21 protein-coding genes are annotated in these 22,684 nt (G+C 67.1%); 8 read left to right on the top strand and 13 right to left on the bottom strand.

The features are described 5' to 3' along the window. Positions 1-21: 21 nt before the first annotated feature. From AC4ELH_RS29105 to AC4ELH_RS29115, 3 genes are all read right to left on the bottom strand, one after another. A complete protein-coding gene (locus AC4ELH_RS29105) occupies positions 22-1,809 on the bottom strand; it encodes an ArnT family glycosyltransferase (protein ID WP_498888340.1) in 1,788 nt (595 codons plus the stop codon). Positions 1,810-1,912: 103 nt separating this feature from the next. Further along, entirely contained in the window at positions 1,913-3,508 is a 1,596-nt protein-coding gene (locus AC4ELH_RS29110) for a sensor histidine kinase (protein WP_498888296.1), read from the bottom strand. Next, on the bottom strand, positions 3,486-4,190 hold the full coding sequence (locus tag AC4ELH_RS29115; protein ID WP_064879676.1) for a response regulator transcription factor: 705 nt from the start codon (positions 4,188-4,190) through the stop codon (positions 3,486-3,488). Before AC4ELH_RS29115 ends, AC4ELH_RS29110 begins: the two co-directional genes overlap by 23 nt. A gap of 178 nt (positions 4,191-4,368) precedes the next feature. Between AC4ELH_RS29115 and AC4ELH_RS29120 the strand changes: the two genes are divergently transcribed. Continuing rightward, complete coding sequence (locus tag AC4ELH_RS29120) at positions 4,369-4,824, top strand: hypothetical protein (protein ID WP_498888298.1); 456 nt, start codon at positions 4,369-4,371, stop codon at positions 4,822-4,824. On the opposite strand, the gene AC4ELH_RS29125 is transcribed toward AC4ELH_RS29120, so the two are convergent. Together AC4ELH_RS29125 and AC4ELH_RS29130 are read right to left on the bottom strand one after the other, a co-directional pair. After that, the gene (locus AC4ELH_RS29125; RefSeq protein ID WP_055116241.1) at positions 4,821-5,060 is read right to left on the bottom strand and encodes a hypothetical protein; all 240 of its coding nucleotides are present in this window, start codon (positions 5,058-5,060) and stop codon (positions 4,821-4,823) included. The two genes, AC4ELH_RS29120 and AC4ELH_RS29125, sit on opposite strands and share 4 nt — an antisense overlap. Positions 5,061-5,469: 409 nt before the next feature. Next, positions 5,470-5,724, bottom strand: coding sequence for a hypothetical protein (locus AC4ELH_RS29130; protein WP_064879612.1), 255 nt, complete (start codon positions 5,722-5,724; stop codon positions 5,470-5,472). Positions 5,725-5,886: 162 nt separating this feature from the next. On the opposite strand from AC4ELH_RS29130, the gene AC4ELH_RS29135 reads away from it, so the two are divergent. From AC4ELH_RS29135 to AC4ELH_RS29145, 3 genes are read left to right on the top strand one after another with little or no spacing between them, the layout of a single operon-like run. Beyond that, positions 5,887-6,864, top strand: coding sequence for an ABC transporter permease (locus AC4ELH_RS29135; protein ID WP_064879614.1), 978 nt, complete (start codon positions 5,887-5,889; stop codon positions 6,862-6,864). Next, positions 6,861-7,811 (top strand): ABC transporter permease, encoded by a 951-nt coding sequence (locus tag AC4ELH_RS29140; protein WP_064879616.1) that lies wholly within the window; start codon positions 6,861-6,863, stop codon positions 7,809-7,811. The genes AC4ELH_RS29135 and AC4ELH_RS29140 overlap by 4 nt, the downstream gene beginning before the upstream one ends. Next, on the top strand, positions 7,808-9,658 hold the full coding sequence (locus AC4ELH_RS29145; protein WP_448448369.1) for a dipeptide ABC transporter ATP-binding protein: 1,851 nt from the start codon (positions 7,808-7,810) through the stop codon (positions 9,656-9,658). The genes AC4ELH_RS29140 and AC4ELH_RS29145 overlap by 4 nt, the downstream gene beginning before the upstream one ends. Positions 9,659-9,660: 2 nt before the next feature. Here the strand turns inward: AC4ELH_RS29145 and AC4ELH_RS29150 are convergent, their stop codons facing one another. Then, positions 9,661-11,025: a DoxX family protein gene (locus tag AC4ELH_RS29150; protein WP_498888342.1), complete on the bottom strand. Its 1,365-nt coding sequence runs from the start codon at positions 11,023-11,025 to the stop codon at positions 9,661-9,663. Positions 11,026-11,115: 90 nt separating this feature from the next. On the opposite strand from AC4ELH_RS29150, the gene AC4ELH_RS29155 reads away from it, so the two are divergent. Both AC4ELH_RS29155 and AC4ELH_RS29160 read left to right on the top strand, forming a co-directional pair. Beyond that, positions 11,116-12,798 carry an ABC transporter family substrate-binding protein gene (locus tag AC4ELH_RS29155; RefSeq protein WP_135359155.1) on the top strand — a complete coding sequence of 561 codons (1,683 nt, stop codon included), beginning with the start codon at positions 11,116-11,118 and terminating at the stop codon, positions 12,796-12,798. Positions 12,799-12,806: 8 nt separating this feature from the next. Then, on the top strand, positions 12,807-13,316 hold the full coding sequence (locus tag AC4ELH_RS29160) for a hypothetical protein (RefSeq protein ID WP_498888302.1): 510 nt from the start codon (positions 12,807-12,809) through the stop codon (positions 13,314-13,316). On the opposite strand, the gene AC4ELH_RS29165 is transcribed toward AC4ELH_RS29160, so the two are convergent. From AC4ELH_RS29165 to AC4ELH_RS29185, 5 genes are read right to left on the bottom strand one after another with little or no spacing between them, the layout of a single operon-like run. After that, positions 13,297-14,541, bottom strand: coding sequence for an alpha/beta hydrolase (locus AC4ELH_RS29165; RefSeq protein ID WP_498888304.1), 1,245 nt, complete (start codon positions 14,539-14,541; stop codon positions 13,297-13,299). The genes AC4ELH_RS29160 and AC4ELH_RS29165 overlap by 20 nt on opposite strands. 25 nt (positions 14,542-14,566) lie before the next feature. Beyond that, positions 14,567-14,833 (bottom strand): cytochrome C oxidase subunit IV family protein, encoded by a 267-nt coding sequence (locus AC4ELH_RS29170; protein ID WP_064958004.1) that lies wholly within the window; start codon positions 14,831-14,833, stop codon positions 14,567-14,569. A gap of 2 nt (positions 14,834-14,835) precedes the next feature. Continuing rightward, positions 14,836-15,354 carry a cytochrome c oxidase subunit 3 gene (locus AC4ELH_RS29175; protein WP_498888344.1) on the bottom strand — a complete coding sequence of 173 codons (519 nt, stop codon included), beginning with the start codon at positions 15,352-15,354 and terminating at the stop codon, positions 14,836-14,838. Between the two features lie 46 nt (positions 15,355-15,400). After that, the gene (locus tag AC4ELH_RS29180; protein WP_234789915.1) at positions 15,401-16,072 is read right to left on the bottom strand and encodes a hypothetical protein; all 672 of its coding nucleotides are present in this window, start codon (positions 16,070-16,072) and stop codon (positions 15,401-15,403) included. A gap of 44 nt (positions 16,073-16,116) precedes the next feature. Further along, on the bottom strand, positions 16,117-16,875 hold the full coding sequence (locus AC4ELH_RS29185; RefSeq protein WP_064879682.1) for a hypothetical protein: 759 nt from the start codon (positions 16,873-16,875) through the stop codon (positions 16,117-16,119). Between the two features lie 121 nt (positions 16,876-16,996). Here AC4ELH_RS29185 and AC4ELH_RS29190 point away from each other — a divergent pair, with 121 nt between their 5' ends. Then, positions 16,997-17,608: a TetR/AcrR family transcriptional regulator gene (locus AC4ELH_RS29190; RefSeq protein WP_064879630.1), complete on the top strand. Its 612-nt coding sequence runs from the start codon at positions 16,997-16,999 to the stop codon at positions 17,606-17,608. A 45-nt stretch (positions 17,609-17,653) separates the two neighbouring features. Continuing rightward, on the top strand, positions 17,654-18,868 hold the full coding sequence (locus AC4ELH_RS29195) for an acyl-CoA dehydrogenase family protein (RefSeq protein WP_064879632.1): 1,215 nt from the start codon (positions 17,654-17,656) through the stop codon (positions 18,866-18,868). Here the strand turns inward: AC4ELH_RS29195 and AC4ELH_RS29200 are convergent. Both AC4ELH_RS29200 and AC4ELH_RS29205 read right to left on the bottom strand, forming a co-directional pair. After that, the gene (locus tag AC4ELH_RS29200) at positions 18,865-21,498 is read right to left on the bottom strand and encodes an AAA family ATPase (protein ID WP_498888308.1); all 2,634 of its coding nucleotides are present in this window, start codon (positions 21,496-21,498) and stop codon (positions 18,865-18,867) included. The two genes, AC4ELH_RS29195 and AC4ELH_RS29200, sit on opposite strands and share 4 nt — an antisense overlap. Then, a complete protein-coding gene (locus AC4ELH_RS29205) occupies positions 21,495-22,646 on the bottom strand; it encodes a metallophosphoesterase family protein (protein ID WP_498888310.1) in 1,152 nt (383 codons plus the stop codon). Before AC4ELH_RS29205 ends, AC4ELH_RS29200 begins: the two co-directional genes overlap by 4 nt. Positions 22,647-22,684: the final 38 nt, after the last annotated feature.

A 22,684-nucleotide genomic window follows, 5' to 3' on the forward strand; every position in this document is an offset into this window, starting at 1 on the left:
TTGGGCGAAGCTATGCGCCGGCTATGTGTTCGACGCACGGTGAGTCAGGTCGTAGATGGTGACGTCGTCGACGGTGACCGGGTTGTAGTGGGCCTGGACCCATTCCGCGATCTCGGTGGCCGCCTGGCTGCCGCTGGGGGTGTGTCCGCCGAATCCTCCGGCCATGATGCGGGATCGGATGAAGTAGTGGATGGCGCCGTCGTCGACGAGACGCTGGAATTCGTCGAGCGTGGGTGCCGGATCCGTGCCGTTGAAGCCTCCGACTGCCATCACCGGTGCGCGGGTGGCCAATTGGTATCCGGCGGCATTCGACGAGCCCACCACGGCGGCCGCCCACTGGTAGTGGTCGGCATCTGCGGCCAGCGTTGCGGTCAGCGTCGGCCCTGGATCGGGGGCGGCGAACATTCCGCCGAACCCGCCGCCACCACGCGATGGACCGACGGACGGTATCGCCCCGGTGTGCGGGGCGGAGGCGGTGGCGATCGAATACGCGGCCGGACCGGCCAGGCAGGCTGCGACCGCCAGCACCGCCGTCACCCGCACCATCGGGCGCTCCAACCGTGTGACCATCAGCAGCAGTACCGCGGCACCCACACCCACCACTGCCACTGCCGCCCGCAGCCACGGGAAGGCATCGTCGTTGCGGACCAACAGCACTGCAGCCAGGATCGCGGTCACCAACACCGCGCCCGACATCGCCGTGGCGGCGCGGAGGTCGGTGCGGTGTTGCCACAGCAACCTCGCCCCGATGCCGATGACCGCACCGATGGCCGGGGCGAGCGCCACGGTGTAATAGGGGTGGACGATGCCGTTCATGAAGCTGAACACCAGCGCGGTGACCAGGAGCCAGCCGCCCCAGAGAATCAAGGCGGCCCGGGCCGGATCGGTCCTGGCGGCCCGGCGGGTCAGATAGAGGCCGGCCACCAGGCAGATCAGCGCCGCGGGCAGCAACCAGCCGATGTCGGCGCCCATCTGCGACCCGAACAACCGCCCCGGCCCGACGTCGAAGTTCAGATTGCCGAGGCCACCCGTTTCGTCACCGGTGAGCCGACCCAAACCGTTGTAGCCCAACGCCAATTCGAGAATGCTGTCGTGCTGCGAACCACCGATGTAGGGCCGTGACGAGGACGGCCACAACTCCACCAGCACCAGGTACCAGCCACCGCTGAGGACCATGGCGACGCCGGCGGTGGCGACATCGAGGATGCGTCGGCCCAGTGGGCGGTCTCCGGCGACCAGCGCCGCGGCGGCAATACCCGGCAGCACCAGGAATGCCTGCAGCATCTTGGCCAGGAAACCGAAGCCGAGTGCGACCCCCGCACCGACGAACCACCAACGGCCGGCGTCCTTTTCGATTCCGCGCTGCACGCAGTAGGCCGCCACGACAAGCAGCAGCACCAGAAGCGCGTCGGGATTGTTGAACCGGAAGATCAAGGCGGCCACCGGCGTCAGCGCAAGGACCGTGCCGGCCAACAGACCGGCCCACGGCCCGGCCGCGCGGCGCACCGCCGCGTAGAGCGCTGCGACCGCACCGACGCCCATGAGCGCCTGCGGCACCAGCACACTCCACGGGCTCAGCCCGAACAGGCGCACCGAGAGATCGGTGATCCACAGCGCCGCGGGCGTCTTGTCCACGGTGATCGCATTGCCTGCGTCACTGGACCCGAACAGCATCGCGGTCCAGTTCTCGGCACCCGCTTGCGCGGCGGCCGAGTAAAACGCGTTGGCCCACCCGCTGATCGACAGGTTCCACAGGTAGAGCACCGCGGTGCCGGCCAACAGCAGGACCAGGGCGATGCTCTGGGTCATCGAGGTCGAGCTGCGGGGGTTCGACTCCTCGGGTGTCGCCGCCGGCACCTCGGCAGCGGGATGCGCGGCAACAAGGGTCACGTTCTCATCGTTGCCGTGGCCGCTAGGTGCCGGATTGGTCCATCCTGTGCGTGCCCTGTGAGCTGACGACCGGCAGCAGCACCACGAATTCGGTCGAGCCCGCGGTACTGCTCACCTCGATGGTGCCGCCGTGCGCCTTGAGCACCGCGGCCACGATCGCCAGACCCAACCCGGTGCTGCCCTCCCGTCGCGACCGCGACGAGTCTCCGCGCGCGAACCGCTCGAACACGTCGGGCAGCAGTGACGCCGGGATACCCGGGCCGTCATCTGCGACGCTCAGCAGCACCGCATCCCGGTCGGGTTTCAGCGACACCGTGACCGAGGTGCCCGGCGGGGTGTGCGTACGGGCGTTCGCCAACAGGTTGGCCAGCACCTGATGCAGCCGGGCCTCGTCGCCTTCAACCACCACCGGGTCCTCGGGTAGATCCAACGCCCACTGATGGTCGGGGCCGGCGATGTGGGCATCGCTCACCGAGTCCACGATCAGCCTGGACAGATCCACGCTGTCGCGCTCCAGAGGCCGCCCGGCATCGAGGCGCGCCAACAGCAGCATGTCCTCGACCAGTTGCGTCATCCGCGTGGTCTCGGACTCCACCCGGTTCATCGCATGGGCCACGTCGGCGGGCAGGTCATCACGTTTGCGCTGGGCCAGCTCGGTATAGCCCCGGATCGCCGCCAGCGGCGTCCGCAACTCGTGGCTGGCGTCGGCCACGAATTGGCGCACCCGCGTCTCACTGGCGTGCCGGGCCGACAGCGCGCTGGCGATGCGGTCGAGCATCCGGTTCAGCGAGGTACCGAGCTGACCCACCTCCGTGTGGGCACTGGCGGGGTCGACCGGCACGATCGGTGTCGGCAACTCCACCTCGCCGCGGTCGAGTTCGAGATCGGCCACCCGGCGTGCCGCCGCCGAGACGCGAGACAGCGGGGCGAGTTGGCGCCGCAGGATCAGGATGCCCGCCGTCGTCGCGGCGATGAGCGCGATGGCGGCCAGTACACAGAACATGCCGAGGACCCACAGCAGAGTGTCGTCGACGACGGCCGTCGGCAGCCCGGTCACGATGGTCTGCGGGCCGCCGTGACGCGGGTGCAGGCCGATGAGCCGGTAGCGGCCCAGTCCGTCGAGGTCCACGGTTTCGGGTTCCCGGGTCGCCGGGACCTGGGACAGCTGGACGGCCGCGGCGGCACTGACCTCGACGCGGTCGCCGTCGGCGGTGATGACCCCTGCGTCCACCGGGCGGTTCGGCGCCACCACCGCTCCGACCGTGCGGGCGGCCTGCCCCGGGGCATTGAGGAATCCGGGTCCCGGCCCCTCCTCAGGGTCGAACGGAACCCGGTGATGACGGTGCATTCCCGGCGGGGGTGGGGTTCCCGGTGGTGGCGGCGGCAATTCGAAGATGGCGGCCGAGCGGCGGCCGGCCTCGATCAGTTGATCATCGAGCTGGTTCATCAAAAACCGTTGCAGCGCAAACTCTGTCGCCACTCCGATACTGGCGCACACCACCGCCAGCAGGGCCACCTGGGTGACCACCAGCCGGGCCCGCAGCGTCCAGGTCCGCGGTGACCACCAGCGGGTGACGCTTGCCCCGGCCGTCACCTCAGCGCGCGGGCCGGAGGACATAACCCGCACCGCGCAGCGTGTGGATCATCGGTTCCCGTCCGCTGTCGATCTTCTTGCGCAGATACGAGACGTACAGCTCGACGATGTTGGACCGGCCGCCGAAGTCGTAGCTCCACACCCGGTCGAGGATCTGGGCCTTGCTCAGGACCCGCTTGGCGTTGCGCATCATGAAGCGCAGGAGTTCGAACTCGGTGGCGGTCAGGGTGATCGGATCACCGGCCCGGGTCACCTCATGGCTGTCCTCGTCGAGCACGAGATCGCCGACGACGATCTTGGCGCCGCCGTCCTCACTGGTGACTCCGGTGCGCCGCAGCAGTGCCCGCAACCGCAGCACCACTTCCTCGAGGCTGAACGGTTTGGTGACGTAGTCGTCGCCGCCGGCGGTGAGGCCCGCGATGCGGTCCTCCACCGAATCCTTGGCGGTCAGCAGCAGCAGAGGCAGGCCGGGGATCTGTTCCCGCAGTTTGCGCAGGACGTCCAGACCACTCATGTCGGGCAGCATCACGTCGAGGACGACCACATCGGGCGGGCTGTCCCGGGCAGCGGCGATGGCGCTCGCGCCGTCACCTGCCGTCGCGATGTCCCAGCCCTCATAGCGCAGCGCCATCGACACCAGTTCCGCCAGTACGGGTTCGTCGTCGACTACCAGGACCTGGATCGGATTGCCATCGGCGCGGCGCATGACGGCGCGCCCGGACTCGGAATCGGTGCCATTGGTCGTGCTGCTCACCCGCTCATTATTCGTCCGTTCGTTAGGCCCCGACTGAGCGCTTTCTATGTGCCGGCTGTGAAACAGCGCCACATCTGCGCCAGAGCCCGCACACAGCCGGCACACAGCCGGCCCCGGCAACGTGGACCATATGAGCATCCGACCCACTGTTGCCTCAGTCGGCATCGCGGCGGCCATTGCTGGGCTCGGCGGCGCGGCGGTGTATGCCGCCACCGATACGCAGGGCCCCGGCCACCACGGTCCGCCCAATGCAGAGGGCGGGCCCCCGCGCTGGATGGGCGGGCCGGGAATGGACGGACAGCCCCACGACGGGACCGATCCCGCCACGATCCACAGCGAGGCCGTGCTGACCGAAGGCGGCGGCTACCGTACGACGCTGTTTCAAACCGGCACGATCACCGAGCTGTCCGCAACGTCGGTCACGGTGCGCAGCAACGACGGATTCACCCAGAGCTACGCCCTGCCTGATGCCGTCAAACCGCTGTACGGGGTCAACGACCGGGTCCTGATCCGAGCCACCCGCACCGGGTCGGCATCGACGGACAAGCCGACTGTCACCAGCATCGGCGAGGCACCCCGCCCCTAGCCGTTGCCGTACCCGTCGGGCAGGTCCACCTTCACCTTCGGCTTGGCGAACGATGTCTCGAGTTCGGTGGGAGCCGTTGTCTTCGTTACGGTTTCACCAACATTGACGGCCGGGACCGCGCCACTGCTCGGCGCCTCGGCCACCATCGCACCGAATGCGCCCATCGCTGCAAGTGCGATCGCCCCGACACCGGCCATCGCGTACTTGGTCCGCTTGTTGCGTTCGTCTCCTGTCACAGAGACCTCCCTACCGGGGCCTGCGGGCGAGGTAAACCCGACTTCGCAGGCCCCGGTCGGCGAGATCAGCCGCGATCAGTGTGGCGTGGCAAACCCCGACGGGGTGGTCGCCGAGACCGACGGAGTGCCCTTCGAGGTCTCAGGGGCTGTCGGCGGAGTCGTCTCGGTAACCGTTTGTCCAGTGGTGATGACAGGTGGTTCCTCCCGCTGCTGGGCTCCGGCGACGCCTCCGCCCATCGCGACTCCGAGCACGGCGGTAGCTAACCCACCGATCGCGCCCATTCCGGCAGTGACCAATTTCAGATTTCGCTGAATGTTTTCCTTCGCGCTACCCAATGCGCTCACCTCCGCGCGACGTATAGCCACGGCGGGTGGCGGTGAAACCACTACCCGGCACTTTGCGCAGTGATCAGTGCGTGACGGCGAACCCGGACGGCGGCGTGTAGCCCCTCATCGCAGGCACTGCCATCGAAACCTGCGGTGCAGTCGGAGGCGTCGTCTCCGTGCTGGTCTGGCCGACGTTCATGTGGGATCCGGAAGCCAGGGACTCGCCGGCCCCCGAGTGAACGTCCGAGACCGCTCCGAACACGCCCAGCCCCACCACGGCCGCACCACCGGCGACCGCAGCGATCACTTTCACATTCTTCAGTCCGCTGACCTTCATGTATTTCAGTGAACGCCTGATTGCTATGCCGAAGCTGTGAGCCGACTACCAGTTACCCATCGAGCGCGGGGCGCGCCGAACCTCACATCACCGCGATGACCGGGTTCCGGTGCCCGGCTGCTCTACCCTGTCTGGCATGCAGCCGTGGGCAGGAACAACCGGATGACGCGCTTTCTGGCGCGCCGGCTGCTCAACTACATCGTGTTGCTGGCCCTGGCATCGTTCCTGACGTTCACGCTGACGTCGCTGAACTTCAAACCCCTCGACAGCCTCGAGCAGCGCAATCCGCGGCCGCCGCAATCCGCGATCGACGCCAAAGCCGCTGAACTCGGCCTCGACCAGCCCATTCCGCTCCGCTATGCGAACTGGGCAGCCGACGCGGTCCGCGGTGACTTCGGAACCACGGTGACCGGCCAGCCGGTGGTCGACGAGTTGTGGCGACGCATCGGGGTGACCCTGCGCCTGCTCGTCATCGGCGCGATCTCGGGCGCGGTGATCGGCGTGGTGGTCGGCGCGTGGGGAGCGATCCGCCAGTACCGGCTGTCGGACCGCGTCATCACCGTGCTGTCCCTGCTGGTGATCAGCACGCCGTCCTTCGTGATCGCCAACATGCTGATCCTGGCCGCACTCAACGTGAACTCGATTCTCGGCGTGCAAATTTTCGAGTACACGGGGGAAACGGCGCCGGTGCCCGTCGGCGGCGCCTGGGACCAGTTCGTCGACCGGCTGCAGCACCTCGTGCTGCCGACGTTCACCCTGGCCCTGATGGCCATCGCCGGCTACAGCCGGTACCAGCGCAACGCGATGCTCGACGTGCTCGGCCAGGACTTCATCCGCACCGCCCGGGCCAAGGGGCTGACCCGACGTCGCGCCCTGTTCAAACACGGGCTGCGGACCGCACTCATTCCGATGGCCACCCTGTTCGCCTACGGGGTGGCCGGGCTGGTCACCGGTTCGGTGTTCGTCGAGAAGATCTTCGGCTGGCACGGGATGGGCGAATGGGTGGTGCAGGGCATCGCCACCCAGGACACCAACATCATCGCGGCGATCACGGTGTTCACCGGGACCGTGATCCTGGTCGCCGGCCTGCTCTCCGACGTCATCTACGCGATGCTCGACCCGAGGGTGCGAGTCACATGACCCAGACGTCTGCTCCCACCGGGGATGCCGCCGCGGCCCGCTCGGGCCTGCACACCGAGGAATTCGCCACCCGGCGCACCCTCGTGTTCCGCCGGTTCCTGCGCAACTGGCCCGCCGTGGTGTCGCTGACACTGCTGGTGATCATGTTCGTGGCCTGCTACGCGCTGCCTTCGGTGCTCCCCTACAGCTATTCGGACCTCGATTACTACGCGCTGCAGGAGCCGCCGTCGACCGACCACTGGTTCGGCACGAACGCACTCGGGCAGGACATCTTCGCCCAAACCCTGCGCGGCATGCAGAAATCCATGCTCATCGGTGTGTGCGTGGCGTTCATCTCGACCGTCATCGCCGCCACGGTCGGGTCGGTCGCCGGATATTTCGGCGGCTGGCGCGATCGCACGCTCATGTGGATCGTCGACGTGTTGCTGGTGGTGCCCAGCTTCATCCTGATCGCGATCGTCACGCCCCGGTTGAGCCAGTCCGATCGGGTGTTCTGGCTGATCGTGCTGCTCTCGGCGTTCAGCTGGATGATCAGCTCCCGCATCGTGCGGGGGATGACGCTGAGCCTGCGGGAGCGCGAATTCGTCTTGGCTGCCCGCTATATGGGTGTCAGCAGCGCGCGCATCATCGTGCGGCACATCCTGCCGAACGTGGCGTCCATCCTGATCATCGACACCGCGCTCAACGTGGGAGTGGCGATCCTGTCCGAAACCGGTTTGAGCTACCTGGGATTCGGCATCCAGGCCCCCGACGTCTCGCTGGGCACGCTGATCGCCGACGGCACCAAGTCCGCCACCACCTTCCCCTGGGTGTTCTTGTTCCCGGCCGGGGTATTGGTACTGATCATCCTGTGCGCCAACCTGATCGGAGACGGCCTCCGCGACGCCCTCGACCCGGGCAGCGGCCGGTTGCGACGGCGGAGTCGGCGGAAGGGCGGCACCCGATGAGCCGGCTACTCGAGGTATCCGATCTGACGGTGGACTTCCCTACCGACACCGACGCGGTACACGCGGTGCGGGGCCTGAACTTCCATGTGGATTCCGGTGAGGTGGTCGCGCTCGTCGGCGAGTCCGGTGCCGGGAAATCGGCCAGTGCCATGGCGGTGATCGGGTTGCTGCCCGAGTTCGCCGAGGTGTCCGGATCGGTGCGGCTGCGTGGCGAGGAACTGATCGGGTTGTCCGACGCGCAGCTGTCACGGGTCCGGGGCAACACCGTCGGCACGGTGTTCCAGGACCCGATGTCCGCACTCACGCCGGTCTACACCGTGGGTGATCAGATCGCCGAGGCGCTCGAAGCCCACAACCGCGATCTGGGGCGGCGCGCGGCACGGTCCCGGGCCGTCGAACTGCTGGAGCTGGTCGGGATCGCCCAGCCGGAACAACGCGCCCGCTCGTTCCCGCACGAGTTGTCCGGCGGCGAACGCCAGCGGGTGGTCATCGCCATCGCCATCGCCAACGATCCTGATCTGCTGATCTGCGATGAGCCCACCACCGCCCTCGACGTCACGGTCCAGGCCCAGATCCTCGACGTGCTCAAGACCGCGCGCGACGTCACCGGCGCCGGGGTGCTCATCATCACCCACGACCTCGGTGTGGTCGCCGAATTCGCCGACCGGGCACTCGTGATGTACGCCGGACGGGCCGTCGAGGACGCTCCGGTGGCCAAGCTGTACGAGAACGCCCGGATGCCCTACACCGTCGGCCTACTCGGCTCGGTGCCACGCCTGGATGCCTCGCAGGGCACGCGTCTGGTCCCCATCCCTGGTGCACCGCCGTCGCTCACGACGGTACCGACCGGCTGCCCGTTCGCGCCCCGCTGCCCGCTGGCCATCGACGAATGTCTGGCCGCCGAGCCAGAACTCATCGAGCTGGCGCCGGATCACCATGCAGCCTGCATCCGCACCGATCAGGTGAGTGGGCGCAGTGCCGCCGAGATCTACGGGTTAGCGGGCGGCCCCGAGACCGACGTCACCGCCCCGGAGAAGCCTTCCGGCGACGCCGATGTGGTACTGCGGGTGCGCGAGCTGACCAAGACCTACAAGCTCACCAAAGGCGTGGTGCTGCGCAGGCAGGTCGGTGAGGTCCGCGCGGTCGACAAGGTCAGCTTCGACCTGCGCAGCGGCCGCACCCTCGGCATCGTCGGCGAGTCCGGATCGGGAAAATCCACCACCCTGCACGAGATCCTGAATCTGTCTGCACCGCAATCGGGCTCGATAGAAGTGCTCGGTTCGGACGTGGCCACCCTGGACCGCAAGACGCGGCGTACCCTGCGAACCGACCTTCAAGTGGTGTTCCAGGACCCCGTGGCTTCACTGGACCCGCGGTTGCCGGTCTCGGATGTGTTGGCAGAGCCGTTGACCGCCAATGGCTTCGACAAACCGCGCATCGACGGACGGGTGGCCGAGCTGCTCGAGTTGGTGGGCCTGCGACGCGCCGACGCCGCCCGCTACCCGGCCGAGTTCTCCGGGGGACAGAAGCAGCGCATCGGGATCGCCCGTGCCCTGGCCCTGCAACCCAAGATCATCGCGCTCGACGAGCCGGTCTCCGCGCTGGACGTCTCGATCCAGGCCGGGATCATCAACCTGCTGCTGGACCTGCAGGACCAGTTCGGCCTGGCCTACCTGTTCGTCTCCCACGACCTGTCGGTGGTCAAACACCTGGCCCACGATGTCGCGGTGATGTACAAGGGCGCCGTCGTCGAACAGGGCTCAGGCGAGGAGGTGCTCGCCAACCCGCAGCACGCGTACACCCGCAAGCTGCTGGCCGCCGTGCCGCAACCAAAGCCGGCCGACTGAGTTCACCTGTTGTACGGAGCCTCGCGGACCCAACTGAAGCCCCTCTCCACCAACGGAAACGAGTTCGGATCCACCTTGGTGCACCAGGCGTGAATGCGGTGTCCGGCGTAGTCGTCGGCGTCGATCACCAAGCGGTCGGGTCCCGGCCACCAGTAGGTCAGGCGCACCCGCACCGGCGTCTGCCTGGAGGTTCCCAGCTCGATGTAGTGATTTAAGTCGATGAAATGCCGACTCGCATCGATCGTGCCGCCGTATTCCTCGAACGAGTCGTCCATGTGCTGGATGGTCAGCCGCATCGGGTCGGCGAGGTTGAACGAACGGTCGAAAATCACTCGACGCCACTGTAATTCGTCGGTCAGCAGCGGATCACGCCGGTAGCCCTCGGCCGAGAAGCCGTCGACGCGGTAGATGCCGTAGAGCTCGGGAACCGGTCTGGCCCACTGTTGCCAGTTCTGCGCCGCAGTGACACCGAACAGCATCGCACCGACCAATAGCTGGGCCACCAACGCGATTCGGTTGGCCCGTCCCGAGGTGAACAGCTGGGGTGTGCTCGCCGCGGGAACCGCGCGATCAGAGAACAGCACCGCCGCCAGCCGCGCGGCGTAGGGCGCCAGCAGGAACAGGCTCATCAGCAGCAGCATCGACGACACGGTCTTGAGTCGGATGTCGTAGGTCATGTTGAGCAGGAAGACCTGCGACATGTCGATCGCTGCCAACAAGGCGCCGGCCGGCACCGCCCTCGGGATCAGCAGTAATACTCCGGCCAGCAGCTCGGCCGACCCCAGTGCGATCTGGTAAGGCTGCGAGATGCTCACCTGCGACCACAACACACCCTGTGGGCTGAAGTTGCCGAAGGGCTCGACCAGACGGTTCAGCACGAACGGCATCTGGGTGGGAATGGCCTTGGCCATCCCGAAATAGAACATCGCCGTGGCCAGTACGAATCGCAGGTACAGGGTGAGCCAGGCAGCCAAGCGCGCGTGGTTGTCGCGATGACGGTCAAGTACCGACCAGACGACAGTCGCAACCGTGGAGACCACCAGCATCAGGAACAGTGCAGTCCACTGGAATGCACTGTCGCTGCCCACCTGCATGCTCTCGATCCGCAGTCCGAGAACTCCGGATGCGGTCCAATCGATCAACGGACGCACCGCCTCAAGGAGGCCGGCAACCGAGGACCACGGCAGAGGGATCCCGGCGCCCGCCAACAACACCGGAGTAAGCCCCACAAAACAAGCCAGCCCGAAAAGGCCGAAGTAGCAGAACCCGAAGCGGAAACCGATTCGCGTCGCCGGCGACCAGCGAACATCGGTGCCAGTCGTGTCCGTCACGGCCGCGCCTCCCCCGTCGAAAAACCCGGGTCCCACGGTATCGGCTGCCGTTCCAACGCAACCGTCGAACCGGCGCTGCCCGAGTCCTGACCCCATAGCGGCCCGCGTACCTCTAGCATCGGCGGCATGAACGGATTCAATATCCGACGATTGGCTATCGCCACCGTTGTTGCCGGCCTCGCTCTCACCGGATGTTCCGGCGGTGATCGGGAGACCCCCTCCGCCGGCGGAAACGCCGAGGTCGGCACCACCAACGACATCAATCCGCAGGACGTCGCGAACCTGCGTCAGGGCGGCAATCTGCGCCTGGCCCTGACCGAGTTCCCCTCGAACTTCAACCCGCTGCACCTCGACGGCAACACCGGCGACGTCGGCGCGCTCACCAGGCCCACCATGCCCCGCACGTTCGTGATCGCCGCTGACGGATCGGCGACGGTCAACACCGACTACTTCACCAATGTCGAACTGACGGGCACCAACCCCCAGGTGGTCACCTACACGATCAATCCCAAGGCGGTGTGGACCGACGGCACGCCGATCACCTGGGAGGACATCAAGTCCCAGACCGAGGCCAACAGCGGCAAGGACCCGGCGTTCGTCATCGCCGCGCCCAACGGCTTCGAGCGGGTGGCCTCGGTGACCCGCGGCGTCGATGACCGCCAGGCCGTGATGACCTTCGCCAAGCCCTACGCGGACTGGAAGGGCATGTTCGCCGGCAACGGCCGGCTGCTGCCCAAGAGCATGACCTCCACCCCAGAGGCCTTCAACAAGGGTCAACTGACTGCGCCCGGGCCGTCGGCGGGCCCGTTCATGGTGACCAACATCGACCGGGGCGCTCAGCGGATCACGTTGAGCCGCAACCCGAAATGGTGGGGTACCCCACCGCTGCTGGACACCATCACCTACCTGGTGCTCGATGACGCCGCCCGCATCCCGGCGCTGCAGAACAACACCATCGACGCGACGGGCACCGCGTCGCTGGACGAACTGACCATCGCCCGTAAGACCGCGGGGATCAGCATCCGACGGGCACCGTCGGCCAGCTGGTACCACCTGACCTTCAACGGCGCACCCGGCTCGATCCTGGCCGACCCGGCGCTGCGCAGCGCCGTCGCCAAGGGCATCGATCGTCAGGCGCTCGCCAACATCACCCAGCGGGGTCTCACCGACAACCCGGTCCCGCTGAACAACCACATCTTCGTCGCGGGTCAGCAGGGTTACCAGGACAACGCCGCGTCGGTGGCGTTCGACCCCGAGAAAGCCAAGGCCGAACTCGACGCGCTGGGCTGGAAAGTGCCTGAAGGGCGGCAGTTCCGGGAGAAAGACGGCAAAGAACTCGTCATCCGCAACGTGTTCTACGACGCGGGCAGCACCCGGCAGGTGGCCCAGATCGCGCAGAACATGCTCGGCCAGATCGGAGTGAACCTGAAGCTCGACACCAAGCCGGGTACCGGGTTCTTCACCAACTACATCATCAAGGGCGACTTCGACATTGCCCAGTTCGCCTTCCTCGGAGACGCTTTCCCGCTGAGCTCGCTGACCCAGATCTACGCGCAGGACGGGGCCAGCAACTTTGGCAAGATCGGCAGCCCGGAGATCGACGCCAAGATCGAGCAGACGCTGGAAGAGCTGGACCCGGCCAAAGCCCTGACCCTGGCCAACGAGTTGGACAAGATGCTGTTCGACGAGGTGTTCAGCCTTCCGTTGTTCCAGTCGCCCGGAAACGTGGCGGTGCGCAGCAACCTGGCCAATTTCGGGGCCCCCGGCCTGGCCGACACCGACTATACGAAGGTCGGCTTCCTCAAGTAGCGCCGCCCGTGCACGTCGAACTGATCGGTGACACCACCGTGCGCATGGCTCCGGGTATGTACAGCTGGTGTGCTCTGCTGACGTTCGCGATCCCGGTGGCGGTGTCGGGCACCGACCTGATCGACAGTGTCCTGACTCATCCCCGCTACCACCACGACTGCGCTTCCCCGTGGACTGGGAAACCCGACCCCGTGCATGGTCCCTACCGGCTGGACTCCCTCAATGCTGATGGCTTCCAGCGATGTTCACACGCCGACGCGGTGGCAACCCTGTGGTCGTGGCCTGCGAGAAACCTGAACCCGTGGGTCAGCGCCGAGTTCCTGCTGTCGCGCGAACTGGTGATGGCGTGGACGGCGCCGATCCTGAGTACCGCCGACGAGATCTACCGGTTGAGCGTGCCGCGGGAGGGCAACGAGCATTCCTACGGATGGGTTGTCGGCCTCAGCGGGTTCCACGAGTTCATTGCCGTATGCCGCCCGCGTGGCTCGGCCACCGTCATCATTGCCACGGACGATTGACGGCCGGCACCGCCGATTCCACAGCCGTGGCCGCCGCTATCGCCGAAACCGCGACCCGGATGGCAGGACGTGCGGGCAGGGCATCCAGTTCGTCGGCGGTGGCCGAAAGTTGTTCGGCCACACCGTCGCGCACGGCACGGATCACTGCGAACGCCGCACGCTCCCTGGTGTCGATCACGCTGTGCACCACCGTCGGCATGGAAACCAGCACGGCCCCGGGCACCAGCTCGGCGATGTGCTCCGCAACGGCCGGCGGTGTGGTCAGGTCCCGGCCACCGGACAGTACGACGGTGGGCCAGTGAAAGTCCGGTAGCTCGGCCGGCAGGTCGAAGGGCTCCACCTCGAAGGGTTCGAAGAACTTTGCGCTGCCGATCATGTCGGCCATCTCCAGCGCCGGGTCCAGCGGGAGGCCATCGGGCACGCCGGCGTAGTTCAGTTCGCGGAAGGCGATCCGCCCGACGAGGTCTACCTCGTTGCGGTACGGCGCTTTTCGCGTCGACAGTCGGCTCAGCCGGGCGAGCCCCGACCAAACCACCGTGCGGCCGCGCAGCAGCAGATCGAGTTGGCGGTCCAGCAGGGCAGCGCCACCGAACCCGTACAGCAGACCGGCCAGTTCTCCTCCCCTGGTGGCCAATGCCCCACCGGCCACCAGGCGCCGGACCTTGGGCGCAAGGTCCGCAGTGTCCGGGTCCGTACCCTCCCACAGGAGGCCCCGGACAGCACTGCGCACCACTTCGATATCGGCGGTGGACAGCAGCGGCGAGTCCAGCACCATCGCCGCGACCCGGTCCGGGTGGCGGACACCGAAGCCGGCGGCGATGTAACTCCCGTATGAGGTGCCGTACAGCACCGCCTCATGCACGCCCGCGTCGTCGAGCACCGCGGCGACGTCGTCGACCACAAGCTCGACGGTGATGGCCGCCGGCGGCAGATCCGCACCCGCGTCGGTATGCCGCGACATCCCGACGCCGCGGTGCTCGATCATGATCACGTCGAATCCGGCCGCAGCCGCCCGCCTGCGCAACGCGCGGTACGGCTGGATCGATGCCACGCCGGGACCTCCCGGGATGATCACGACCGGATGCGCGGATTTACGCCCGGACCGTACGTAGAACAGGTCGAACCGCTCGTCAGAACCAGGGCTGACCGGGCGCCGCACCGCGCGCACCCCCGGTAGCGCGGCCAGCTTGTCGTGCACCCGCCTGCGCTTGGCGTTCATGGTCATTGCGTTCCATTGTGCCGCGCGATGCTCACATCAGATAGATGGTGAAAATCGCTCCGAACAGCGCCACCAGCCAGCCGTCCGTGGCGAGTTTGAGCCACCTCGGCGCGGTCCGGACCTCCATGAACTGCCGGATGATCAAACGGGACTTGATCAGCGTCAACGCAAGCACCAGCGCGGTGATCGGCACACTGGCCCGCAGCGCGTCCGAATACTGCGCCGGTGCCAACCACCAGGATCCGACGGTGATGGCGACCAGCACCAGCCACGTCTGAGTCACAGCCTTGTCGGTCATCATCACCTCACCACGTACAGCAGGCCGAAGATGATCACCCAGAGCAGGTCGACCATGTGCCAGTAGACCGCGCTCGCCTCCACGACCGATGCGCGACGACGGGACGGATTGCGCAATTCCCGCACGATCACGCCCAACACGATGAGCCCGATCAGGACGTGGATCAGGTGCACACCCGTCAGCACGTAGTAGAACGAGTAGAACATCTCGGAATTGGTGTGCCCGTTCCGGATCTTGACGACCCATTCATAACCCTTGCAGGCCATGAACATCAGACCGCCGACACCTCCGGCGTAGGTGAGCCGGATCGCCGTTTCGTGCCGCCCGGCGCGGGCGGCCAGCACCGCACGGGCCACCAACCAGGAACTGGTCAGCAGGATCACGGTGTTGGCCACACCGATCGTGATGTCGAGATGCTGTTGGGCCCGCAGGAATTCGTCCGGATACATGGTGCGGTAGATGATGAAGACGATGAAGTAGCCACCGAAGATGACCAGGTCACCGAGCACCATCACCCACATGTGCCCGTCGCCGGGCAGGTGCTCCGACGAGGCCTGTGGTCGCGAATCAGTCTGCGTCACTGCATGTTTCCTCACGCTTGAGCGCCTGCCGGAGCAGCACGATCAGGGCAGACAGCCAGACGGAGAAGACCACCACCGCCCACCAGAAGGCGATTGATCCGTTCCAGGCGAACGGCCCTGACTCGAACACGAACATCTGGGTGGCGATCACCTCGGTGATGATCTGCCAGATGGTCACATAGGCGAACCACGCCGGGAAGATCTGGTTCTTGTCGTAGAGGATCGCAATCGCGAACACCAGGTAGGCCGCCGTGAAACACCCCAATGATCCGTTGTAGGAAAGCATTCCGAGGTCATAGAGCAGGCTGATCAGTTCCGGGTCACGGTCCGGCCGAAACGCCGCCGTGAGAAAGCACACCGATACCAACAAGAACCCGGGCAGCGCGCCGACGCCCATGCCGCCGATGTAGCCGTAGGCGAACACCGACCCCACCGACATGCGCTTGATCTGGTAGGCGACCAATCCGTTGGTCATCGCCGCCCCGCCGAGCAGGATCAGCAGCAGACAGAAGCCGATCTTGATGGTCAGACCGTGCTCGACGAAGAACGCCACCTTGTCGGCAGCGGTGACATCGGGGCGCGGCGGCGGCGTCACTCGGGTCAGGATGCAGATGATGACACCGAAGGCGCCGTACCAGAGCGGGAAGAACCAGGTCATCAGCCGCACGTCGGGTCTGCCCGGCGGCGCCTCGGTCTGAACTGTCACGCCCGCACCCGAGCTTCCACGACCCCGTCTTGAACAGCCTGGCTGAGTACCGCGCGGCGCAGCACGAAGAACATCACGATGACGAAGACCGCGAACGCACCGTTGCGCAACCAGAAGGCCAGCACACCGTCCCACGCCAGCGGCCCGGTGTGGAAAACCGCAGCGCCCGCAGCCGGGATCATCGCCACCGCGGTGGCCAGCGAGTAGTGCCCGACCCAGCGCGGAAACACCGGTTCGGGCCCGTTGTCGAAGTAGACCGCCACCGCCAGCAAGACGAACTGCGACACCACCATGCCCACCGGAGCGACCAGCACGATCCAGGCCAGGTCGTTGAGCAGCATGATCAGTTCGGGATTGCGGTCCGGGCGAAACGCCGCCACCAGGAAGAACACGTTGGACAGCGCGAAGATCGTGGCACCGCTGACCGCAGCAGTCAGGTAGCAGTAGGCGAACACATGGCTCTGGGTCTTCATCCGCTTCATCTGAACGACGATCACCATGAAGAACGGCAGGATCAGGATCCCGCACAGGTTGAACGTCACCTGGCTGAACCGGATCCACGCGGTGTGGTCGGCATAGAAACCGGCAACCTGCTGCGCGCTCCAGGTGGGCGACATGGGTGGCCAGAAGCCGGGGAAGGCCAGCGCCGCCACCAGCAGGACCGCACCGACTGCCGGCCCGGTCCACAGGCTCACCCACTGGGCCTTGATGTTCCCGGCTTTCGGCAGGTCTTGAACCTGCTCCAGGATCTGCACGCCGACCTCCAAATACTGACTTCAGTCAGATCAACTATTACTCGAAACCGTAGCGGCTCCACGGTTCAAAGGAAAGACCAGAACTGAGTACAGTCAGTTATTACTGACGTAGCATGAGGCCGTGCTCCACGCCACCCCCCGCAGCCGCAAGGGCCAGCAGACCCGCGAACGGTTACTCGGGGCCGCGATCGCCGAGTTCAAGCGCGGGGGCATGGCCGCTGCCGACACCGCAGCAATCGCATCCGCCGCGGGCGTCGCCCACGGCACCTTCTTCTTCCACTTCCCCACCAAGGAACACGTCCTGGTGGAGCTGGAACAGCGCGAGGAGGCCCGGATGGCCGCCGAGCTCATCCGGCGCTTCGCCGCACCGCACGATGTGCGCGCCACCCTCACCGAATCCGTGCGCATGCTGGAGAAGTTGGAGCGGCGGCTGGGCCGTCCGCTGTTCAAAGATTTTCTGGCGCTGCATTTTTCCACGACCCGCCCGCCGTCGGAGGAATGGGAACACCATCCCGTGCTGGTCGCATTGATCGAAGAGCTCCAGCGCGCCAGGGACGCCGGCGAGATCCCGGACACGGTAGACGTGTTGCACAACGGCGCATCGTTTTTCGCCGGGCTCTACGCACTGCTGATCACCATTCCCGACACCCCCGAGGTGCGGGTCCAGGTGATCGACGAATACCTGACCACCTATCTCTACGGAATGCGGGTGAGGGGCTTAGGTTCGGGCTGATCCAAACACGTGCCCAGCGATAGCCGGTCCGGATACAACGGTGCCATGACCACCGTCGAGAACGTGACCCACCTCCGGCCCGGAACCCCGGAATGGGATGACCTGCTGGCCTCGATCGCCTCAGGCGCCAAGGACCGCGACCTGAACGACGAGAACCCTTTCGATCAGGTCGCGGCGCTCAAGCGGGCCGGGTTCGGCACACTGCGCCTTCCCGAGTCCCTCGGCGGCTCAGGATTCACTGTGCCGCAGCTCTTTTCCGCGGTGATCGACGTGGCCAAGGCCGACCCGATCGTCGCTCACATCTTCCGGACCCACTTCTGGTTCACCGAGGAGCGCCTACGCAATGCCGAGGATCCGGTGTCGGCGCACTGGCTGGGCAAGATCGCCGAAGGCAAGATCTTCGGTAACGCATTCAGCGAGAAGGGCTCATTGGCCGTGGGCAGCCTCGTGTTCAACACCCGGCTGCTGGCCGACGGGGCCGGCACCTACCGGCTCACCGGCGAAAAGTACTACAGCACCGGCACCCTGTTCTCGGACTACCTGACCGTGACCGCGACCACCGACCACGACTCGGTGGCCAACGTCCTGGTGCCGACCGACCGCGAAGGCGTACGGCTCGTCGATGACTGGGACGGCTTCGGCCAGCGCCGCACCGGAACCGGCACCACGACGTTCACCGATGTCACGGTCGCTGCCGACGAGATCCTCTCCGATACCCCGTATGACGCCGACCCGGTCCCGACCGTGCAGTACGCCTCACTGCAGTTGTTCATCCACGCGGTGGTCGCCGGAATCCTGGCCAATGTCGTCGACGACGGCGTGGCGCTGCTGCGCTCCCGCGAGCGCAACTTCAGCCATGCCGTCACCGAACGACCCACCGACGATCCCCTGCTGCAGCGGCAACTCGGAGTCTTGGCCAGCACGGCCTACGTCGCGAGGGCCGCCGTGCTGGACGCGGCGGCAGCGATCGGCGCGGCGACGGATTCTGCCGTCGACGGGGTGCCCGACCTTCGGCTCGCGGCGGAAGCCCAGCTCAAGGTCGCCAAAGTGAAAGTGCACCTCGACGACGTCGCACCCGAGGCCGCCACCCGACTGCTGGAACTCGGTGGGGCCAGCGCGGCCTCACGGCAGCGCAACCTGGACCGGCACTGGCGAAACATCCGGACCATCACCCTGCACAACCCGGTGGCCTACAAGGCCCGGGTGATCGGCCAGAACCTGTTGCACGGCACGCCCGTTCCGTCCAACGCCTACTTCTAGGCCGTCAAGGCGATGTGGTGCGCGCCCTGGATGCTCGCGTAACGCTCCGGGCTGCAGGTGAGCACGATGACCTGCCCGTCTCCGCCGACGGCGTCGAATACCGCTCCCATCTTGGTCAGCCGGTCCGGATCGGTGAATCCGAGGGCGTCGTCGATGACCACGGGCACACTGTCCTCCTTGGCCACCATCGCCGCGCCGGCCAGCCGCGCGACAATGGCCAGCTGCTCCTTGGCGCCGCCCGACAGCGATTCGTAGGGCACCGTGCGCCCGGACAACGTGCGGGTCCGGATGTTGAGGTCGCTGTCGACGTCGACCTCGAAATCCTCACCGAAGACGAGCCGGCCCAGCCGCTGCACCTCGAGACGGAACGGATCGGCGTAGCGCTGACGGGTGGCATCGCGGTGGCGCGCCATCACCGTCCGCAGCGTCTCGGCCGCCCGGGCCCGGCGGTGCACCCGGAGGTACTCGGCGTGGGCGTGCTCGCGTTCGGTCTCGGCAGCATCGAGATGCCCTTTGCGCCCCTGGGTGCCGTAGACCTTGAGTTGCGCAGCCAACTCCCGCAGCGCATCAGCGGCCGCCCCGTGGCGAGCATCCAGGGCCGCCGCGCGACGGACCGCCTCGTCGAGGGCGGCCTTCACAGAATCCGGTGCGGTGGCCGACAATTCGGTACGCAGCGCGGTCGCGTGGCCTGCTGTGGCGGTGGCCTCCTCCTCGGTGGCCTGAGCCTTGACCGCCAACTCATCGTCGCCGGCCTGCGCACGCTGGACCTCCAACCGGCCACCGGCCACGGTCAGCTCGGCCTGCGCCGTGGTGAGCTTCTCGCGCAGCACGCTGCAGCGGGTCGACTTCTCCGTGAGCTTCTGGGCCGCCGCGGCGATCACCTTGCGGCTGGTCTCACTGTCGGCCACGGCCTGGCGGTGCGCCTTCACCGCGGTATCGAGTTCAGTGCGGGCGGTGGCGATATCGGTGGGCCCGGCGAGCTCGAACAACCCGGCCTCGTCGGGCTGCCCGGCACTCAGCTGCGCCAGACGGGCCCGCAGATCCGCCAACTGGTCATCGCCCGTGAGCGCTTCTACGGTGGCGCGCAACCGATCCCGGCTGCCGATCAGTTCCCGACGCCGGGCATCGAGGGCCCGCGCGGCTTCCACGCCGTCGACCCCGGCCGCGGCCAGCGCAGCCGTCAACACGTTCTGCGCCTCGTCGAGAAGGGCCTGTGTCTGCGCGGCCGGCGTGCCCGGCACCACACGGACGGTGAGCACACCGGGCACGGCGATCTCGGTCTCGGCGGTGGTGTTGACCGACCAGGGACTACCGGCCTCCAGAGCGACCCCGGCCGTGTCCACTCGGACATCGAGGTTCTCGACGGCGACGAGTTCGATTCGCGCCGAAGCCAGTTCGGCCTGCCCTGCAGCACGTTCCACCGCGACCGCGGCGGCCTCGATGGCCCGCATCCCCGCGTCGTCGAGCGTGATCCCGGTCAGGTCGCGGTTGATCCGGTCGAGTTCACGCACGCCGGCGTCGATCTTGCTCAGCCTGGCGGCCAACCGGTCGGCCTCGTCGCGGTCGGTCATCTGCGTGAGGGTGGCGCGGGCGGCCTCAACCCTGGCTTCGTGCTCCTGGGCTGCCAGCCGAGCCTGTTCGGCCACGGCCTCGGCGGCCTCGTGAACCTCACGGGCGGTGGTGGACTCACCGTCGGCCACACCGAGCGCGGCCTGCAGTTCGGTGATCGTGGTGGCCCGCTCGTCGAGGTCGGCCCGCAGCCGCCGGCGTTCGGTGAGGGCCGCGGCCGCGGCGGCCTGCGCCACCCGGGCGGCCTCGGCCACCACGTCGGCCTCTTTGAGCCGCTGCACCAGTGCGGCGACCGCCTCGGCGTCCTTGCGCGCCGCGACCAGGGCGGCGTGGGCCACTTCGCGCTCACCGGCCAGTCCGGTGACCTCGGCGCTGAGCTCGGCATGCCGGCGCACGGCGTCGTCGACCTCGGCCACCGCCGCGGCACATTGCGCCATCTCGCCTTCGGCAGCAGCCAGCCGCTTGGTCACCGCCGCCCACTCACCGGTGGGCCGGCCGGTGGCGGTGAAGTAGCGCAGATACTCCGCGTCGATGCGTTCGACCAGCAGCGGCTCGTCCCCGGAGAGCGCGACCGCCTCACCGGCGGCCACGTCCAGGGCCCGGGCCAGCGCGTCCGAGCCCGAGAGGTCGACCGGTGCGGTCGAGCTGGACTGCAGGACCCGCTGGGCCTGCCACAGGCTGGTGTCCACCGTCTCGGCGAGCATCGTCAGCACCCGCTCGTGCGCCTCGTCCCCGCTGAGCTGCTCGCGTACCGGCGCCAGCACTGTCAGCTGGGTCTCGGCACGCTTGTGAAAGCGCTTGCGGTACATGAAACGGTAAGGGCCGGTAGATATTTCGGCCATCACCTCGGCGCCGACGTCGGCATGCGTCGGCTTGACCTGCTTCACTTCCTTCTTGCCCGAGCGGTCTTTGGCCTCGAGCAGCAGATCCAGTGCCTCGATCATCGAGGACTTGCCGATCTCGTTGGCGCCGCTGACGACCACCACACCGTGATCGGGGAATTCGATCTCGCGGTGGGTGACGCCGCGGTAGTTGGTCAGGACCAGGCGGTGCAGTTTCATGCCGCACTCCCCCGGTCGACCAGGCGCAGCAGGAGCCCGAGCGCCGCCCTGGCGTCGTCGGCCCCGGCTCCTTCGGTACGGGCGGTGGCCACCAACTCGTCCACGGCGGCCGCCGCGAAACCACCGATACCCAGGTCGTCGAATTCGCCGTCGGCAGGCAATACTGCGATCTCGGTGTGCCGCTCCCACTCGGTGAGCGCGGCGAACAACCGGGCGTACTTGTCGAGACAGGCGTCGAGTGCCGCCTTGTCGGTCACGGTCAGTGAGCCCGTCAACGCCAGACGCACCACGGTGCGTTCCTTGTCCGCCAACAGATCCAGGTTCAGATCCAGGTCGGCCACGTCGCGGTCGGTGTCCACCTCACGGCGCAGGGTGACGAAGCGCCACCGGCCCACCCGTTCGGACTCCACCCGCACCGGCCGGTGCGGAGCGGTCTCGTCGATGTCGACCACCAGGACATGCCCCGGATCCGATTCGATGTCGTCGTAGTTGGTCACTTCGGGTGAACCCGAGTACCAGACCCGGCCCGTCGAACCGACCTCGGTGCGGGAGTGCTTGTCCCCCAACGCCACATAGTGCACGGCACCGCGCGCCAACGCGGACTCGACGGCGGCCAGCCGGATCAGCGACGGCTTGTCCTTGTCCGGATCGAGGATGTCGACGCCGCCGTGACCCACCACAACCCGGGTGACGCCGTCGGCGGGGAGATCGGCCAGCACGTCCCCGATCAGATCTGAGGTGGGTGCCTTGGACCGCCACGGCGCCGCGACGATCTCCAGCCCCTGGCGCACCTCGTGCACGCCGGCGTGATCGAGCACCACGACGTTGTCGGGGCATTCGGCGGTGAACAGCGCACTGGTGTAGACCGACGCGGCGTCGAGTGGATCGTGGTTGCCCGGCAGCAGATAGACCGGCACCCCGATACCGCGCATGGCTTCCAGCGACAGGCTGACCTCGCGTGGGGCCAACTGGTTGTGCTCGAACACGTCACCGGACACCACGACGAACTCCGCACCCGAGGCCGCGGCGACCGGGCCGAGGGCCGCGACGGCCTCCCGGCGCGACGCCGAGTAACGGGGCTGGGCCTCACCGTTCAGGAAATGACGGGTCATGCCGAGTTGCCAGTCGGCGGTATGCAGAAAACGCATCGGCCCCGTCCTCTCTGTGTTGACCCCGGTGGGTTCAT

This window comes from Mycobacterium shunyiense, from assembly GCF_058270075.1.

Bases quoted from the DNA above. Each gene is read 5' to 3' on its own strand.
- AC4ELH_RS29105 (WP_498888340.1), bottom strand. From the start codon at position 1,809: ATGACCCAGAGCATCGCCCTGGTCCTGCTGTTGGCCGGCACCGCGGTG.
- AC4ELH_RS29110 (WP_498888296.1), bottom strand. From the start codon at position 3,508: ATGTCCTCCGGCCCGCGCGCTGAGGTGACGGCCGGGGCAAGCGTCACC.
- AC4ELH_RS29115 (WP_064879676.1), bottom strand. From the start codon at position 4,190: ATGCGCCGCGCCGATGGCAATCCGATCCAGGTCCTGGTAGTCGACGAC.
- AC4ELH_RS29120 (WP_498888298.1), top strand. From the start codon at position 4,369: ATGAGCATCCGACCCACTGTTGCCTCAGTCGGCATCGCGGCGGCCATT.
- AC4ELH_RS29130 (WP_064879612.1), bottom strand. From the start codon at position 5,724: ATGAAGGTCAGCGGACTGAAGAATGTGAAAGTGATCGCTGCGGTCGCC.
- AC4ELH_RS29135 (WP_064879614.1), top strand. From the start codon at position 5,887: ATGACGCGCTTTCTGGCGCGCCGGCTGCTCAACTACATCGTGTTGCTG.
- AC4ELH_RS29140 (WP_064879616.1), top strand. From the start codon at position 6,861: ATGACCCAGACGTCTGCTCCCACCGGGGATGCCGCCGCGGCCCGCTCG.
- AC4ELH_RS29145 (WP_448448369.1), top strand. From the start codon at position 7,808: ATGAGCCGGCTACTCGAGGTATCCGATCTGACGGTGGACTTCCCTACC.
- AC4ELH_RS29155 (WP_135359155.1), top strand. From the start codon at position 11,116: ATGAACGGATTCAATATCCGACGATTGGCTATCGCCACCGTTGTTGCC.
- AC4ELH_RS29165 (WP_498888304.1), bottom strand. From the start codon at position 14,541: ATGACCATGAACGCCAAGCGCAGGCGGGTGCACGACAAGCTGGCCGCG.
- AC4ELH_RS29170 (WP_064958004.1), bottom strand. From the start codon at position 14,833: ATGACCGACAAGGCTGTGACTCAGACGTGGCTGGTGCTGGTCGCCATC.
- AC4ELH_RS29175 (WP_498888344.1), bottom strand. From the start codon at position 15,354: ATGTGGGTGATGGTGCTCGGTGACCTGGTCATCTTCGGTGGCTACTTC.
- AC4ELH_RS29180 (WP_234789915.1), bottom strand. From the start codon at position 16,072: ATGACCTGGTTCTTCCCGCTCTGGTACGGCGCCTTCGGTGTCATCATC.
- AC4ELH_RS29195 (WP_064879632.1), top strand. From the start codon at position 17,654: ATGACCACCGTCGAGAACGTGACCCACCTCCGGCCCGGAACCCCGGAA.
- AC4ELH_RS29200 (WP_498888308.1), bottom strand. From the start codon at position 21,498: ATGAAACTGCACCGCCTGGTCCTGACCAACTACCGCGGCGTCACCCAC.
- AC4ELH_RS29205 (WP_498888310.1), bottom strand. From the start codon at position 22,646: ATGCGTTTTCTGCATACCGCCGACTGGCAACTCGGCATGACCCGTCAT.